Source organism: Halomonas binhaiensis (assembly GCF_008329985.2).
Lineage (GTDB): Bacteria > Pseudomonadota > Gammaproteobacteria > Pseudomonadales > Halomonadaceae > Halomonas > Halomonas binhaiensis.
On sequence record NZ_CP038437.2, the window covers coordinates 3,067,155 to 3,082,411 of the forward strand.

Below are 15,257 nucleotides of genomic sequence, written 5' to 3' on the forward strand. Positions count from 1 at the left end.
CTAGCCAAGGCTCGGCACGGGGTCAGTTGGCGGGGAATATACCCCCGCACCTATCGCTGTCAACGCCTTTATTGATAGCCCCTCTATGGACGCCGTAGTAGTACCACATCTGGTCCGAAAAAAATCAGATCAAGATCATGTTTGCGAGCCAACCAGACGAAGGATGCCTCGCTGAAGAAAACCACATGCGTGGGGTCCTGCTTGTAATGCCAGGCAGCAAAGTCTGCCGGCGTGCGCTTGGTCATCACACCTAGCCAGCCGCCAGGTTTCAGACATTTCACCAATGCCCCGAGCACCTCGCCAGGAGCAAACAGGTGCTCGACCACTTCACTGGCCGTGATGAAGTCATGCTGCTGCGTCAATGCAACGGAGTTGGGATGGAAGAAAGGGTCGTGGATCTGGGTAGGAAACCCGGCTTCTGCAAACATCAGTGAAAGCGTTGGCCCTGGTCCGGCACCGAAGTCCAGCCCCTCTGCTCCGGCCTCCAGGCGCTGGCTCAGTGGAATGAACAATCTGGAGAGAAACGCCCGATACCTCGGATCGTCAGGGCGATTGTCGTGCTGGTCGTACACCGCCTTCTCGGCTTCAGAGCCTAGCCTCTGGTTTGGAGGTACCGCTATCAGATCGCACACACGGCAGCGAAAATAGTCGCGCTGCGCATTACGATGGAAATGGTAAGTTGCATTGCTGGAACATAGCGGACAGGCCGGCATCGGCGTATTCTCTGTGACTGAAAAATCTTTACGGAGAGAGGCATGCTGTCAGGTCTGGATCATTTGGTCATTACCGTGACCGACATTTCCCGAGCCGTGGACTTCTACACCCGTGTCCTAGGCCTCGATGTGCGTTACCGCGACCAGGAGCGTGTCGACCTGATGCTTGGCGACATGGCTCTACGCCTGCATTGGACAGCCACTGACATTGTCCCTCGTGCAGCCACACCTACTGCAGGAAGTCTTGATATCTGCCTGCGTAGCCAACTGCCACTGGATGAGGTCAAACGCCATCTCGATGCATTATCAGTGGAAATCGAACTTGGCCCTGTCGAGCGCCAGGGAGCCACCAGCAGGATAGAGTCCCTCTATCTGCGCGACCCGGATGGCAACTTGCTGGAGATCTGTCGCCCGCTCAAGGATACTGGCGCCTGCTAAATCACCATCGACAAGGTATCATTCACGCGCATACCTTCTGCAGACCCAGAAGCATACGGATATAGCAATACAGGGATATGATGCATGAGCAGTAGCGATCTGACACCTCATGAGCCCCAGGTCGAACCACCGGAACCTCCCAACGACGGGAATGATACGGATACCACCATAGCGCTGATCGGCTACGCGCTGCTGCTGGCCAACCTGTTTACCGGCTTCACTGCGTTGATCAGTGTTGTGGTTGCCTACATCTACCGTGGTAAAGGACCTGCCTGGCTCGACGATCATTATCGCTACCAGATTCGCACCTTCTGGATCGGACTGCTGTACCTTTGCGTTGCCAGCCTCCTGATCCTCATCGTGGTCGGGGTACCATTGATGCTGGCTCTTGCCGTATGGCTCATCATACGCTGCGTCAAAGGCTTCAAGGCCCTGCAGGAACGCCGCTCTCCCGATAATCTGGAAAGCTGGCTGATCTGATCATGCGCCATTCATTACTCCAACAGTTCCAAGCCACTGGTGTGGCAGCCCTGTGGCGCACACTTGCCAACGCCAGTCCAGCCACCCTGTGGCGCCTGAGCCGGATCGCAGTGTCACTGTGCCAACCAGTACTCAGGCGTGAACGGGCAGTGACGCAGATCAACCTTGATGTGGTCTACCCCGATATCACGGCCAGTGAACGTAGCTGTCTGGCCCGCGACAGCCTGATGCATTCCACTGCCACCATGCTGGAACTGGGGTTTGCCTGGCAGGGCAAGACGGAGAAAGTTGCCGCCAGCATTGTCGAGGTACATGGCAGGGAGTTGCTGGATGACGCGCGTGCTCATGGACAGGGCATCATTGTTCTGGCTCCACATTTCGGCAACTGGGAAATTCTCAACTTCTGGCTGTCCAGCCACTTCCCTTTCACTGCCATGTATGAACCCCCCAAGCTTGCTGCACTGGACCCCATTATCCGTGCTGGCCGCGAACGCAATGGTGCCAAGCTGGTACCGACCAACCCTAGAGGTGTCGCGGCGTTGCTCAAGGCACTCAAGCGCTGCGAGGCCGTGGGGATACTGCCGGATCAGGAACCGGCCTGGGGCAGTGGCGCCTTTGCCCCCTTCTATGGGCGCTTGGCATATACCGCCACCTTGCTACCCAAGCTGGTCTCCCGAACCAATGCACGTGTCGTTACCGGAGTCGCCCGGCGCCTTCCCGGTAAAGGCTATGCCTTGCACTTCCTGGCCGCTGACGAGCGCGTCTATTCCGAGGTTGAAGTCACTTCCTGCACAGGTGTCAATGCCAGCGTAGAGGCAGCCATTGCCCTCGACCCTGCCCAGTATCAGTGGGAATACAAGCGCTACACAAAGACTCCCCAGGAAGAACGCAACGACCCGGACTTTCATCGCTACCGCTTGTATAGCAGCCGTAACATGCAAAAGACTCTCGGCAAGAAATACAGGTAATACCAGCAGGCACTTCAGTGCTGTTAGTCCAATGCCTGGCGGACCGATATCTACTGGAACGATGTCTGCCAGCAGCAACAAAACCCACTTTACTTGTCGCCTATAAGTGACAGGGAACCCTGCTGCATAATTGCCCTCGAATCCATGGAACTCTTTATTGGAGCTCCATACTTCCATACGACAATATTTAAGTGCATGGTTCCTATCGCAGGAGCTATTTCGGATGACTTGCAAGGAGTGCTAGATGCAACGATGGACTCGAACACAACTGCGACTATTCGCGGCGTTATTATTATGGGGCCTCAGCGCCTCAGTACTTGCCATTACGCCCGAAGCGCTGTTCGAGCAAGTCAGCGGTCAGGCACGCGATCTGGCCGAGTCCCCCTATGAGGAACCGAAGTTTTCCGGCGAGTTGCCACAGCAGCTTGCTGAATTGAGTTATGACCAATATCGCCAGATTCGCTACCGCAAGGATCGTGCAATCTGGCGCAACCAGGGTCTATTTCAAGTCGAGCTGTTCCACCCAGGCTTTCTCTATAAAAAGCCTGTGGCCATCCACCTGGTAGAAGGTGAAGAGATCAAGGAGCTGCCTTTCGACAGCAGCCGCTTCAGCTATGATGACCAGGTTGCATCCCTGGCTGACCAGGACCTGGGCAAGCTTGGCTATACAGGGTTTCGTCTACACTACCCACTGAATCAGGCTGATACTGCCGATGAGTTTGCCGTATTTCTCGGTGCCTCCTACTTCCGCTTGGTAGGCAGAGGTAATAGCTACGGGATGTCAGCCCGAGGACTGGCTATCAATACAGGCTTACCCCAGGGGGAAGAATTTCCCTCATTCAAGGAGTTCTGGCTGGTTCGCCCGCAGCCCGATGCCGATCACATGACCATCATCGCGCTGCTGGATAGTCCCTCTCTATCTGGCGCTTATCGCTTCGACATCACCCCGGGACAATCCACCGAAATTGTCACAGAGGCACGCTTGTTCGCTCGCAAGGACGTCCAAAAACTCGGCATTGCACCACTGACCAGCATGTTCCTGCATGGTGAGATGGGCCGTCATCAACAGGACGACTATCGTCCCAGAGTACATGACTCCAGTGGATTGCTGATGGCTACCAGTACCGGCGAATGGACCTGGAGGGTTCTGGACAACCCTGAAACACTGCAGATCACCAGCCTGCAGGACACCTCTCCCAAAGGTTTTGGTCTTGTCCAGCGGCCACGTGCTTTCGATGCGTATCTGGACATGGAAGGCCGCTATGAGAAGCGCCCCAGCCAATGGGTCGAGATGCAAGGGGACTGGGGAGAAGGCCGCGTCGAACTGGTCGAGATTCCCTCCGACAGTGAGGCCAACGACAACATCACTGCATACTGGGTACCGAAGACGCCATTGCTGGCCGGAGAGTCGCGTACCTACCGCTATCGCACCTATACCTTCGCTTCGGCACCAGAAAATGACTCCCTGGCTAAAGTCGTGCGCTCTCGTCAAGGGCTGGCAGGCAACGGACACCACGATACTCCACCAGACTCGAATATCCGGCAGTTCATCGTCGATTTCCGTGGAAAAGATCTTGATGGCCTCGATCCCAGCCAACCCGTAAAGGCAGCCTTGACAACTTCCAGCGGCAAAATCAGCCATGCTGTTGTCACTGCACTACCCGACGGAAAGACCTGGCGTGCCAGCTTCCGCCTTGAACCAGAAAGCGGCAGCCCTGCCGATATGCGTCTTACGCTGAACCTGAGAGGGCGCCCGTTGAGTGAAACCTGGAACGCTATCTGGAACGATAATGAACTCTGACACTTACGCACTAAAGGTACCTGGCCTGCGCCTTCGACGCTTATGTGTCGGGCTGGCTATTGCGGCCACCAGCGCGCTAGGTATCTGGACCATGTTCCGCATACTGCACGCAGGAGGCATCACCCCCGTGGAGATTGCCATTCTGATCCTGTTTGCCGTCACGTTCAGCTGGATCACGGTGTCCTTCTGGAGCGCCGTGATCGGTTTCCTGTTGAATCTTTTCAACATTGATCCCCTCAGCCTGAAGCGTCGCGCACCTGGCCCATACCATCCTCCTGCACGGCCCAAAGGTTCTCACTCACTTACCGCGCTGGTCATGCCCATCCACAATGAGGATGTGGACAGAGTCGTCGCAGGACTGGAAGCCACTTGCCGAGACATTACCCATCTGCCATCCGACATGACGGTGGAGGCCTTCGTCCTCAGTGATAGTACCGAGGCCGATGTGGTCGCTCGAGAAAAAACGCAGATTGCGGCCTTGCAACAACGCCTGTCCGGACATATCCGTGTCCATTACCGTCACCGCGACAGCAATGCCGGACGCAAGGCAGGCAACCTTGGTGATTTCTGCCAACGCTGGGGACAGCACTACGACTTCATGCTGGTACTGGACGCCGACAGCCTGATGAGTGGTGACTGCATCATTGCGCTGATCGATGAGATGATGGCCAATCCCCGACTCGGGCTGGTGCAGACCATTCCTATCCCGGCCAGGCAGGACAGTCTGTTCGGCCGAGCCAATCAGTTCGCCGCAGCGCTCTATTCGCCGATGCTGGCCACGGGCCTGAGCTTCTGGCATGGCACCGCTGCCAACTATTACGGCCACAATGCCATCATTCGGGTGGCAGCCTTCACCGACCATTGCGGCCTGCCGGAACTGCCAGGCAAGCCGCCTCTCGGTGGCGATATCCATAGCCATGACTTCGTCGAGGCCGCCCTGCTACGCCGTGCGGGGTGGCAGGTTCGCATGCGCACAGACCTCACTGGCAGCTTTGAGGAAATGCCAAGTCACATCCTCGACTATGCCAAACGCGACAGGCGTTGGGTCCAGGGTAACCTGCAGCATCTTCGCCTCTTGACCGGGCGCGGCCTGCACGCCCTCAGCCGTATACACTTCCTGTGCGGCGCCCTGGCCTATCTGACTTCCCTGTTGTGGCTCGTGATTCTGACCATCAGCACACTTGACGCCCTGGTGCGCGCGCTGATTCCTCCCAACTTTTTCACTTCCAGCTACCAGCTGTTCCCCAATTGGCCCATTGCACCACCCAACCTGATCATGCCATTGCTCACCGGCACCCTGGCCATGTTGCTGATGCCCAAGCTACTGGGCCTGATACTGGGTCTGTTACGGCAAGCACCAGCCTATGGCGGTCGTATTCGGCTGACGTTGAGCATGTTGCTTGAAACACTGTTTTCGATGCTGATTGCTCCACTGATGATGGTATTCCATAGCCGCTTCGTCATTCAGGTCATCAGTGGCCGGACCGTTCCCTGGAATGCTCAGGCACGCGAGGGCCGAGCCTTGCCCTGGGGAATGGCCTGGAAACACACTTGGGTGCTGGCCGCAGCAGGATTGATCTGGTCCCTCGCGACCTGGACCTATACTCGAGATTTCTGGTTGTGGCTGACCCCTGTCTGGCTGGGCTTGATTCTGGCGGCACCGTTGGTGCGTTGGAGCAGCAGCCTGAGCATCGGTCGGCGCTTGCGCCGCGCCGGCCTGTTACTGGTGCCGAGTGAAACCCAGTCACCAACCGTTATCGCCGAGATGCACTATCCTGAGCCGGCCACCGAAGCGGCAGAGCCCGCCGCTCCTCCTAAGGAACTCCCCAAGGACATGCCGATACAGTCCTTCACACGTCACTGGAACAAGAACCCACGCGCTTTCTTCAAACGGCAGCGTAATTAACAGGACATGCCACGAGACGACGGATTCTAGTATCAGGGCATCCGTTGGTTTCGTGGCTTCCCGCAGCCCCCTTGGGGGTGCTATGCTGTTTCGCATCGCTTGACGGGGTGCCGGTCAATCCGGCTGAGATGGCGCAAGTGTTCTTTGGTCTGAAAGGCAGAGCCAATCTGCCTGGCAGGAAAGCAGCACACAGCGCTGGTCCCGTGGAACCTGATCCGGGTGATGGTCTTCGTTTGTCCTTCATGACAAACGCAGCCAGTGAACCGGCGTAGGGAATCAGGCGGTGGTGGACAAAGAGATGGTAGACAAGACCCTCTCTCCGTTACTGCCAGACCCGTCCCCACTCCGCATATTCTCCTCGCCTCTTCGCTACCCCATTGCCCCGGATCATCATGACCGGAGGCCATATGGGCTACTGCTTCAACGACCTGATCGATAGCAACCGCCAGGAATGGACGGCTTATATCGAGCATGACTTTGTCCGCCAGCTCGGCCACGGCTCGCTGGACAATGCGGCATTCCGTCATTACCTGCAGCAGGATTACCTGTTTCTGATCCAGTTTGCCCGAGCCTATGCCCTGGCAGCCTATGCCTGCGTGCCGCATATGCCCTACATCCTCGATACCGAGTTGCCAGTCATCGAACAGGATGACCAGAAGCCCGAGCCACACTGGCGTATACCCGCTATGTACTTGATACCGGTAGCCGTGGAGACCTGCTCGACCTGCGCATTGCGCTATCTCCCTGCATGGTCGGGTATGCCGATATCGCTACCTGGCTGGGCCAGCAGTCATTCACTCAGCGCGGCAAGGCCAATCCCTTCGATGCCTGGATCTCGATGTATGAAGGAAAGGAATTCCAGCAAGCCGCCCAGTCCGAGCGGGAATGGCTCGACGCCCAACTGACCCAAGTTTCCCCTCAGCGCTTCTCCCGTCTCGCCACCATCTTTCGTGATGCTACCCGTCTCGAGATCGATTTCTGGCAGATGGGACTCAATCTCAGCGACTGAAGACTGCCCCCTGACAAGCTATCGCCCCTGTAATAGTCACCATCACGCCAATAACCACAATCACACCGAGGAGAACGCCCATGTCCAAGACGGCTCATTTTCTGGCGGAAACCGCCCGCGTCGACGAAGCAGCCATTCAAGCACTACCAGGGTCGCGCAAGGTCCACGTAGAGGGTTCCCGCCCCGATATCCGTGTCCCCTTCCGCGAGATTTCCCTATCACCGACCCGCACCAGCACGGAAGACGAACAGAACCCACCGCTGCTGGTCTACGACACGTCAGGTCCGTACACCGACCCGGGGGCCACTATCGACCTGCGCAAGGGACTGGCAGAACTGCGTCGCTGCTGGATTGACGAGCGTGATGATACCGAATGGCTTGATGGCCCGACCTCGGAATATGGCCGCCGTCGCGCCGCCGACCCCATGCTCGCGCCACTGCGCTTCGATCTGAGCCGTACTCCTCGCCGTGCCAAGACCAATGCCAATGGCAGCCCAGGTAATGTTACCCAGCTTCACTATGCCCGCCGCGGCATCATCACCCCGGAGATGGAGTTCATCGCCATACGCGAAAACCAGCGCAGGCAGCAACTGGGCAGTGATGAAGTTGAGCGTATCCTTGGCCATCAGCACCCCGGCCAGGGATTTGGTGCGCGCCTGCCGCAAGAGATCACTCCAGAGTTCGTGCGTCAGGAAGTCGCGGAAGGTCGTGCCATCATTCCCTGCAACATTAACCATCCCGAATCTGAACCGATGATTATCGGGCGCAACTTCCTGGTAAAGATCAACGGCAACCTGGGTAACTCAGCCGTCACTTCCTCGATCGAAGAGGAAGTCGACAAGATGACCTGGGGCATTCGCTGGGGAGCGGACACCATCATGGACCTGTCCACTGGGCAGAACATTCATGAAACGCGTGAATGGATCATCCGCAATTCCCCGGTTCCCATCGGCACAGTTCCCATCTATCAAGCTCTTGAAAAGGTCAACGGCGTCGCAGAAAACCTGACCTGGGAAGTCTTCCGCGACACCCTGATCGAACAGGCCGAGCAAGGCGTGGATTATTTCACTATCCATGCTGGGGTATTGCTGCGCTATGTCCCGCTGACCGCCAACCGCGTAACGGGCATCGTTTCCCGTGGCGGTTCGATCATGGCCAAATGGTGCCTGTACCACCACCAGGAAAGCTTCCTCTACACTCATTTCGAGGAAATCTGCGAGATCTGCAAACAATACGATGTCGCCTTCTCCCTTGGCGATGGCCTGCGTCCCGGCTCTGTGGCCGATGCCAATGACGAGGCCCAGATGGCAGAGCTCAAGACGCTGGGGGAACTGACTCGCATTGCCTGGAAGCACGATGTCCAGGTCATGATCGAAGGTCCAGGTCACGTCCCCATGCACCTGGTCAAGGAGAACATGGACAAGCAGCTTGAATACTGTGATGAAGCGCCTTTCTACACCCTTGGCCCGCTGGTGACGGATATCGCCCCAGGCTACGACCACATCACCTCAGGTATTGGTGCCGCCATGATTGGCTGGTTCGGCTGCGCCATGCTCTGCTATGTAACACCCAAGGAACACCTGGGACTGCCCAACAAGGATGACGTCAAGACCGGCATTATCACCTACAAGATTGCCGCACATGCAGCGGACCTGGCGAAAGGGCATCCTGCTGCCCAGCGTCGCGACAATGCGCTGTCCAAGGCACGCTTCGAATTCCGTTGGGAAGACCAGTTCAACCTGGGCCTCGACCCGGATACTGCACGGGAATTCCACGATGAAACGTTACCCAAGGATTCGGCCAAAGTGGCCCACTTCTGCTCGATGTGCGGCCCCAAGTTCTGCTCCATGAAAATCAGCCAGGAAGTCCGCGATTATGCGGAGGAGCACAAATTGAAAGGCGATGCGGATGCCATCATGAGCGGCATGGAAGACAAGGCACGAGCATTCCGCGAGCAAGGGGCCGAACTGTACAAGGAAGTTTGACTCCGTCTCCAGACACCAGGTGACAGAATGGACGGCTGAACGAGCAACAAAAAGCATCGAGATGCCGTCAACGATGGGCTATGAGCAACACGCTCATAGCCCATTCTTATACTAAAGTCTATTAACAACACGCTTGCTGTTGATCTAGTTCAAATAGGGGCAAACTCTACAAACAATGCACCTGAAATACCTATCCAGATCAATAATCATCTTGCTTCAGCAAGCTAGAGTTCGCGCCTTTCCCTCGTCATGGAGATGGTATGAACGCTCCCATTCTCGTCATCAACTGCGGTTCTTCGTCGCTCAAATACGCACTGATTCCTGCTGTTTCAGGCCAGCCCCGCCTGTCTGGCATTGCCGAGCGACTCGGAAGTGATCGTGCCATCCTGCGCTTACGCAATCTCCAAGGCGAGAAGACGACCATTGAATTGCCCGGAGCCAGCCATGGCGACGCCTTGAAAGTCATTCTCGACAATCTGGGCAGCTGCCGGCCAATCGCTATTGGACACCGAGTCGTCCATGGCGGAGAACGCTTCACTCAAGCTACCTTGATCGACCAGGACGTGGTTCAAGATATCCGTGAAACCACCACCCTGGCCCCCCTGCATAATCCAGCCAATCTCGAAGGAATTGCGGCCACTCAGGAGCTGTTTCCCGGGCTGCCTCAAGTCGCCGTGTTCGATACCGCATTCCATCAGACATTGCCCGCATACGCATACCGTTATGCCATCCCCGCAGAGCTCTATGAACGTCATGGCATCCGTCGTTATGGCTTCCATGGCAGCAGTCATGCCTATGTAGCGGAAAGACTGTCCATCCTGAGCGCCCAAGGCCGTGGCGGCTGGATCATCGCCCATCTCGGTAATGGCGCTTCGGCAACGGCCATCTGGCAAGGCCAGAGCATCGATACCAGCATGGGCATGACCCCGCTGGAAGGCTTGGTGATGGGGACTCGCAGTGGCGATATCGATCCTGGAATCCTCTTGCACCTGATGCATCAGTGCGGCTGGAGCAGCCATGATATCGATCAACTGCTCAATCATCGCAGCGGGCTACTAGGGCTATCCGGCTTGACCAACGACATGCGTGAACTGGAACAGTCAGCTGCAGAAGGCCATGCTGGGGCCAAATTGGCCATCGATGTCTTCTGCTATCGCCTGGCCAAGAGCATTGCTGGTTTGTCCTGTGCACTACCCATGCTGCATGGCCTTGCTTTCACGGGTGGCATCGGCGAAAACTCGCCACTTATTCGGGCTCGCACCCTGACATACCTCACCCACCTTGGTGTACATCTCTCCCCCAACAGTAATGGCGAGCTGTCACACGGCATGGAAGGACGCATCGATGTGGGCAGAGGCCTGGAGTTGTGGGTCATTCCCACAGATGAGGAAGGCTATATTGCCGTGCAGACACGGCATCTGCTCGACAACATGAGTGACACGCCGGCATCCTGTCATCCTCAGGAGGTACCAGCATGAAAATGCGCGAGCCCTCGACCCTACTGCTGGTTCCTATCGATCCTGGCGTAGCACTCACCTCCGCCTGCCTCGGCCTGTTGCGCAGTATTGACACGCTAGGGCTGAAAGCCGGCTTTCTTCAGGCCGTTTGCCAGGCTCCCGCCGGGGATGATTCAGCACAGCGCACCCGCACACTGGTCTCCACGTCTCTAGGGCTGGATTCTCCTGAACCGGTGCCTTACCACATTCTTGAGAACCTGGTTCATCGGGGTGATGGCGATGCCATGCTCGAACTGGTAGTGGAACGTCATGCACATATCGCCCAGCCCCTCGACGGCCATGCTCCTGCCATCATTGTCGTCGAGGGGTTACGACCAGGCCTGCAGGCTTCCTATGCCCTGGATGTCAACGCACAGTTGGCCAGTGCCCTGAACGCCCAGGTGATTCTGGTGGCCGACGGCCATACCGCCTCCCCCCAGCAGTTGATAGAGCGTCTGCGCCTGCACCGCCAGCGCATTGACGCCTATGGTACTCATTACACCCAAGGGGTCATGCTCATGCGCCTCCCTCAGACAGGGGAGGAAAACACCAGTGAACGGCCTCAGCCGAAGATGGCAGAAGCCGCGTCAGAAAGTGACGCAAAGTCACTCCAGCAACACTGGCAACAGCAGGTGGCTTCGCTCACCGGCCAACCTCTGCCATTGATCGCAGCGGTCCCCTACCTGGCCTCTCTTAGTGCCCCTCGTACCCAGGATGTGGCCAAGGCACTGGGAGCCAGGTTACTGCACGAGGGCGATGCTCATCAGCGCCGCGTAACGGGCACCGCCTTGTGCGCGCGCAACGCCGAACACCTTCTCTATGCCTTGCGTCCCGGCATGCTGATCGTCACACCCGCCGATCGTGATGACACCATCCTGGCAACCGCCCTGGCTGCCCGCAACGGGGTCCAATTGGCAGGCCTGCTGTTTACCCATGGCGAAACCCCCAGCGATGCCCTGATTGATTTCTGTCGCCCTGCCCTGGAGTCCGGCCTGCCGGTGTTGTCCGTCGCGACCGACAGCTACACCACAGTGGCGCAATTGAAGGACATGCCTAATCACATTCCTGCCGATGATCCAGACAGAGCAGAGTCGGTGGCGCATTATGTTGCCAGTCACTGCGATCTCGACTGGCTGGCTCAGTGTGTACAACATGATGTCCCTCGGCGTCTGTCGCCAGCAGCCTTTCGCCACAAACTGGTCAGCATGGCCCAGTACCAGCGGCGGCGCATCGTTCTTCCTGAAGGCAATGAGCCGCGCACCCTGGAGGCTGCCATCTTGTGCCAGAACAGAGGCATCGCTGACTGCGTCCTGCTGGGCAAACGTCAGGACATCATGGAAGTGGCTGCCACTCGTGGCCTGGAATTGCCCAAGGAACTGACGATCCTCGACCCTGATGAGGAACGCTCACGCTTCATCGCTCCCATGGTCGAACGTCGTAAAGGCAAGCTCAACGAATTGACCGCAGAAGACCAGCTGCAGGATAGCGTGGTACTGGGCACCATGATGCTGGCTGAAGGTGAAGTGGATGGTCTTGTGTCTGGAGCAATTCATACTACCGCCAACACCGTGCGTCCCGCCTTCCAGTTGATAAAGAGTGCACCGGGATATCGCCAGGTATCTTCGGTATTCTTCATGTTGCTGCCTGAACAGGTCGTCGTCTATGGCGACTGTGCGGTGAATCCGGACCCAGATGCCGAAACGCTTGCCGAAATCGCGCTGCAGAGCGCAGCTTCAGCACAAGCCTTTGGCATAGAACCCAGGGTGGCCATGATCAGCTACTCCACCGGAGTCTCCGGGAGTGGTGCTGATGTGGACAAGGTGCGTGAAGCCACACGTATCGCCAAGGAGAGAGCGCCTCACCTGGCCATTGACGGCCCTCTGCAATATGACGCAGCCGCTATCGCCAGCGTGGGTCAACAGAAAGCTCCTGGCTCGCCAGTGGCAGGCCGTGCGACGGTTTTCGTCTTCCCGGACCTGAATACTGGAAACACCACTTACAAGGCGGTACAGCGCAGCGCCCGGGTCGTCAGCATCGGCCCCATGCTTCAGGGGCTGAACAAACCGGTCAATGACCTGTCCCGAGGTGCTCTGGTAGACGATATCGTCTACACCATCGCCCTGACAGCCATTCAGGCCAGCCAGCGAGCCGATGCTCACTCGGGTACAGCGCCATCAGCTTAAATATCTGAGCCCTCAGCTCATATATCTAAGCCATCAGCTTGAATATCTAAGCCCTCAGCTCATATATCTAAGCCCTCAGCCAGTACGCAAAGCGCCCTTGCGGGATGACCAGCAGGGGCGCTTTTTATGAATCAGAGATAATAATGATCAGCGATGACAAGATTCAGCTTAGAAACGATAGCGCAGGCCTACGCTGACAGCATCGAAGTCATAACGCGAACCATCCAGATAGTTCATGTAATCGGCTCCCAGGGACAACTTGGGGCTCAAGTCTAGTTCCCCTCCAAACCCCCAGGAGAAATCATTATCATCGCCATGGTGGAAGTCGACTTCGGCAAGGCCTGCCAGCCCATACAGGCGAATGCCCTGGGACAGCGGCAGAATGCCTTTGGCATAGATACCTGTCAGATAATCGAAATGAGAGCCTCCACCCAGTTGGCCTTCCACAGCGAAATAGCGGTTGAACTGAGCACCACCGTTCAGGCGCCAGCCGATATCATCGTCACCGGAATGATGGCTGTCATCTGCATCCCAGAACATCGCACTACCGCCCACATACCACTGTTCGGCCTGAACATTCGATGCCGTGACACAAGCACCGACAAGAAAAGCCGCAGCGAGAGCAAGACGCTTCTTCATGACATCCCCTTTATAGAACACTGTTTTCAAAAGGGGAGGATTTTGTCGTTCATGTCTTGCCTGCGTCAATGACACGGATCAGAAAATTCTTACAAATTCAGCACAAAACACCATCACACTCAGCATGCGCAATCAAAAAATCCATGCAAAGGAATTACCGAAGGTGCCATTACTTCAACAACGATGATGACACCCAACCGAGTTCAGGAAAGTCATTCAACTCAAAATAGACTTGGCTCCAACCCTCCATCTCTCCCAGCACATGAACGTTGTCATCACGCCTCAACACTGCCACCACGTCGTAGTCGGTGCCCGCTCCACGACGAATATTGACGCGTGATCCCGCTACCTGCTTGATTGCCAACCGGTCGAGTACTTCGGGAATGTTGTCGACGGCAACCTCATTGCCCCCATTCGCCGCCATAGTGAACCAGAATACCGCCCAGGCACTGTTGCGCTCGACACCATTACCCTTGGCATACATGGCGCCAAGGTTGTTCTGCGCATAGATATCTCCCTGCCTGGCAGCCTTCTCGTACAATTCAAAAGCCTTGGTGGCATTCTGCTCGACTCCCTGGCCATTCTCGTACAGGCTGCCAATATTATTTTGCGCTTGAATGACACCTTTTTCAGCAGCCTGTTCAAGCCAACCAGCCGCCTTTTCTGAGTCCGCTGTCACTCCGCGGCCTTCCAGATAAAGCATACCAAGTTGAAACTGGGCCAGCGCATCTCCCTGACCTGCTGCCTTGTCGAACCACTCGACCGCTTTAGCATCTCCCCCTTCCAACTGTCCGGTGAGATACAGCTCCCCCAGCCTTGTCTGAGCTTCCATATGGCCATTGTCAGCGGCCAGACGATACCATTTGCGAGCATCTTCCAGGCTCTTGCGGGTACCGAGCCCCTGCTCATACAACAGCCCCATGGAAAACTGAGACTTCGCATCACCTTTCTCGGCTTCCTGACGCCATTCATATAATGAAGATGCATAATTTCCGCGCTGAAATTCTTCCAGACCTGCCGCATAGTCCGCCATGGCAGGCATGGCCATGGCCCAGACCACTCCGGCCAATATCCACTTGCGTCCCATACCCGACTCCCTGGTCAAGAACTCATGTATGTTGACCAGAATAGTTGAATGCAACTGGAGTTTCCGGCTCACATTCTGCCCAGCAACTCCCGGATTATTGACTGACTAGCCGTTACTCTCCTGCTCTGGTGCTTCTTCGATCTGGCCAGAGGAAGACGGCAACTTGCCGATACGGGCGTCCGTCAGTACACACAACACTCCAGTCTGAGTATGGTGGATGGGATAGTTGGTATCACAGTACAGCGCCATGGTATTCAGAACTCGCTGCTCAAGCGCCATGGTATTCAGAACTCGCTGCTCAAGCGCCAAGGGGCTTACATCATTACCATTCAGGTTGAGCCTTGCCATGAAAGGCTTGCCGACTTCACAGGACAACACCTGCTCGTCAGTGGTAGCAACACATACCTGGCTTTGGTCTATTGCTCCTGATTGCTCTCGATTCTGCTGCTCTGACTTGTTCTGCCCGGATGTGGCATAAACACCGGCAGCTCCCACCAGAACTCCCACCGCAGCAGCGACAGCAACACCCAACGTATATTTCTTCACGCCCAT

The 15,257-nt window shown here is 56.6% G+C and carries 12 protein-coding genes, 1 pseudogene and 1 riboswitch; of the genes and pseudogenes, 9 read left to right on the forward strand and 4 right to left on the reverse strand.

From position 1 onward, the window contains the following. Positions 1-83 precede the first annotated feature (83 nt). Complete coding sequence (locus E4T21_RS13550; protein WP_149285574.1) at positions 84-713, reverse strand: class I SAM-dependent methyltransferase; 630 nt, start codon at positions 711-713, stop codon at positions 84-86. A 42-nt stretch (positions 714-755) separates the two neighbouring features. On the opposite strand from E4T21_RS13550, the gene E4T21_RS13555 reads away from it, so the two are divergent. From E4T21_RS13555 to pta, 9 genes and pseudogenes are all read left to right on the forward strand, one after another. Then, positions 756-1,151 (forward strand): VOC family protein, encoded by a 396-nt coding sequence (locus E4T21_RS13555; RefSeq protein ID WP_149285575.1) that lies wholly within the window; start codon positions 756-758, stop codon positions 1,149-1,151. A gap of 84 nt (positions 1,152-1,235) precedes the next feature. Continuing rightward, positions 1,236-1,631 carry a DUF4870 family protein gene (locus E4T21_RS13560; RefSeq protein ID WP_240349143.1) on the forward strand — a complete coding sequence of 132 codons (396 nt, stop codon included), beginning with the start codon at positions 1,236-1,238 and terminating at the stop codon, positions 1,629-1,631. 2 nt (positions 1,632-1,633) lie between these two features. Further along, positions 1,634-2,599, forward strand: a complete 966-nt coding sequence (locus E4T21_RS13565; protein ID WP_149285576.1) for a lysophospholipid acyltransferase family protein — start codon at positions 1,634-1,636, stop codon at positions 2,597-2,599. A gap of 244 nt (positions 2,600-2,843) precedes the next feature. After that, on the forward strand, positions 2,844-4,400 hold the full coding sequence (locus E4T21_RS13570) for an OpgD/OpgG family glucan biosynthesis protein (protein ID WP_149285577.1): 1,557 nt from the start codon (positions 2,844-2,846) through the stop codon (positions 4,398-4,400). Beyond that, positions 4,390-6,306 (forward strand): glucans biosynthesis glucosyltransferase MdoH, encoded by a 1,917-nt coding sequence (gene mdoH, locus E4T21_RS13575; RefSeq protein WP_149285578.1) that lies wholly within the window; start codon positions 4,390-4,392, stop codon positions 6,304-6,306. The genes E4T21_RS13570 and mdoH overlap by 11 nt, the downstream gene beginning before the upstream one ends. A gap of 93 nt (positions 6,307-6,399) precedes the next feature. Beyond that, positions 6,400-6,599, forward strand: a riboswitch (TPP riboswitch). A gap of 114 nt (positions 6,600-6,713) precedes the next feature. Next, positions 6,714-7,315: pseudogene (locus tag E4T21_RS21685) on the forward strand (TenA family protein). An 80-nt stretch (positions 7,316-7,395) separates the two neighbouring features. Beyond that, positions 7,396-9,300 (forward strand): phosphomethylpyrimidine synthase ThiC, encoded by a 1,905-nt coding sequence (gene thiC / locus E4T21_RS13585; RefSeq protein ID WP_149285579.1) that lies wholly within the window; start codon positions 7,396-7,398, stop codon positions 9,298-9,300. Between the two features lie 260 nt (positions 9,301-9,560). Next, positions 9,561-10,778 (forward strand): acetate/propionate family kinase, encoded by a 1,218-nt coding sequence (locus tag E4T21_RS13590; RefSeq protein ID WP_149285580.1) that lies wholly within the window; start codon positions 9,561-9,563, stop codon positions 10,776-10,778. Beyond that, positions 10,775-12,979: a phosphate acetyltransferase gene (gene pta / locus E4T21_RS13595; RefSeq protein WP_149285581.1), complete on the forward strand. Its 2,205-nt coding sequence runs from the start codon at positions 10,775-10,777 to the stop codon at positions 12,977-12,979. Before E4T21_RS13590 ends, pta begins: the two co-directional genes overlap by 4 nt. A gap of 168 nt (positions 12,980-13,147) precedes the next feature. Here pta and E4T21_RS13600 read toward each other — a convergent pair whose 3' ends face one another. From E4T21_RS13600 to E4T21_RS13610, 3 genes are all read right to left on the reverse strand, one after another. Next, the gene (locus E4T21_RS13600; protein ID WP_149285582.1) at positions 13,148-13,618 is read right to left on the reverse strand and encodes an outer membrane beta-barrel protein; all 471 of its coding nucleotides are present in this window, start codon (positions 13,616-13,618) and stop codon (positions 13,148-13,150) included. A gap of 169 nt (positions 13,619-13,787) precedes the next feature. Then, positions 13,788-14,705 (reverse strand): SH3 domain-containing protein, encoded by a 918-nt coding sequence (locus tag E4T21_RS13605; RefSeq protein WP_149285583.1) that lies wholly within the window; start codon positions 14,703-14,705, stop codon positions 13,788-13,790. Between the two features lie 105 nt (positions 14,706-14,810). Then, entirely contained in the window at positions 14,811-15,257 is a 447-nt protein-coding gene (locus E4T21_RS13610) for a hypothetical protein (protein WP_149285584.1), read from the reverse strand.

Bases quoted from the DNA above. Each gene is read 5' to 3' on its own strand.
- E4T21_RS13600 (WP_149285582.1), bottom strand. From the start codon at position 13,618: ATGAAGAAGCGTCTTGCTCTCGCTGCGGCTTTTCTTGTCGGTGCTTGT.
- E4T21_RS13560 (WP_240349143.1), top strand. From the start codon at position 1,236: ATGAGCAGTAGCGATCTGACACCTCATGAGCCCCAGGTCGAACCACCG.
- thiC (WP_149285579.1), top strand. From the start codon at position 7,396: ATGTCCAAGACGGCTCATTTTCTGGCGGAAACCGCCCGCGTCGACGAA.
- E4T21_RS13590 (WP_149285580.1), top strand. From the start codon at position 9,561: ATGAACGCTCCCATTCTCGTCATCAACTGCGGTTCTTCGTCGCTCAAA.
- E4T21_RS13610 (WP_149285584.1), bottom strand. From the start codon at position 15,257: ATGGGCGTGAAGAAATATACGTTGGGTGTTGCTGTCGCTGCTGCGGTG.
- E4T21_RS13555 (WP_149285575.1), top strand. From the start codon at position 756: ATGCTGTCAGGTCTGGATCATTTGGTCATTACCGTGACCGACATTTCC.
- pta (WP_149285581.1), top strand. From the start codon at position 10,775: ATGAAAATGCGCGAGCCCTCGACCCTACTGCTGGTTCCTATCGATCCT.
- E4T21_RS13565 (WP_149285576.1), top strand. From the start codon at position 1,634: ATGCGCCATTCATTACTCCAACAGTTCCAAGCCACTGGTGTGGCAGCC.
- E4T21_RS13605 (WP_149285583.1), bottom strand. From the start codon at position 14,705: ATGGGACGCAAGTGGATATTGGCCGGAGTGGTCTGGGCCATGGCCATG.
- mdoH (WP_149285578.1), top strand. From the start codon at position 4,390: ATGAACTCTGACACTTACGCACTAAAGGTACCTGGCCTGCGCCTTCGA.
- E4T21_RS13550 (WP_149285574.1), bottom strand. From the start codon at position 713: ATGCCGGCCTGTCCGCTATGTTCCAGCAATGCAACTTACCATTTCCAT.
- E4T21_RS13570 (WP_149285577.1), top strand. From the start codon at position 2,844: ATGCAACGATGGACTCGAACACAACTGCGACTATTCGCGGCGTTATTA.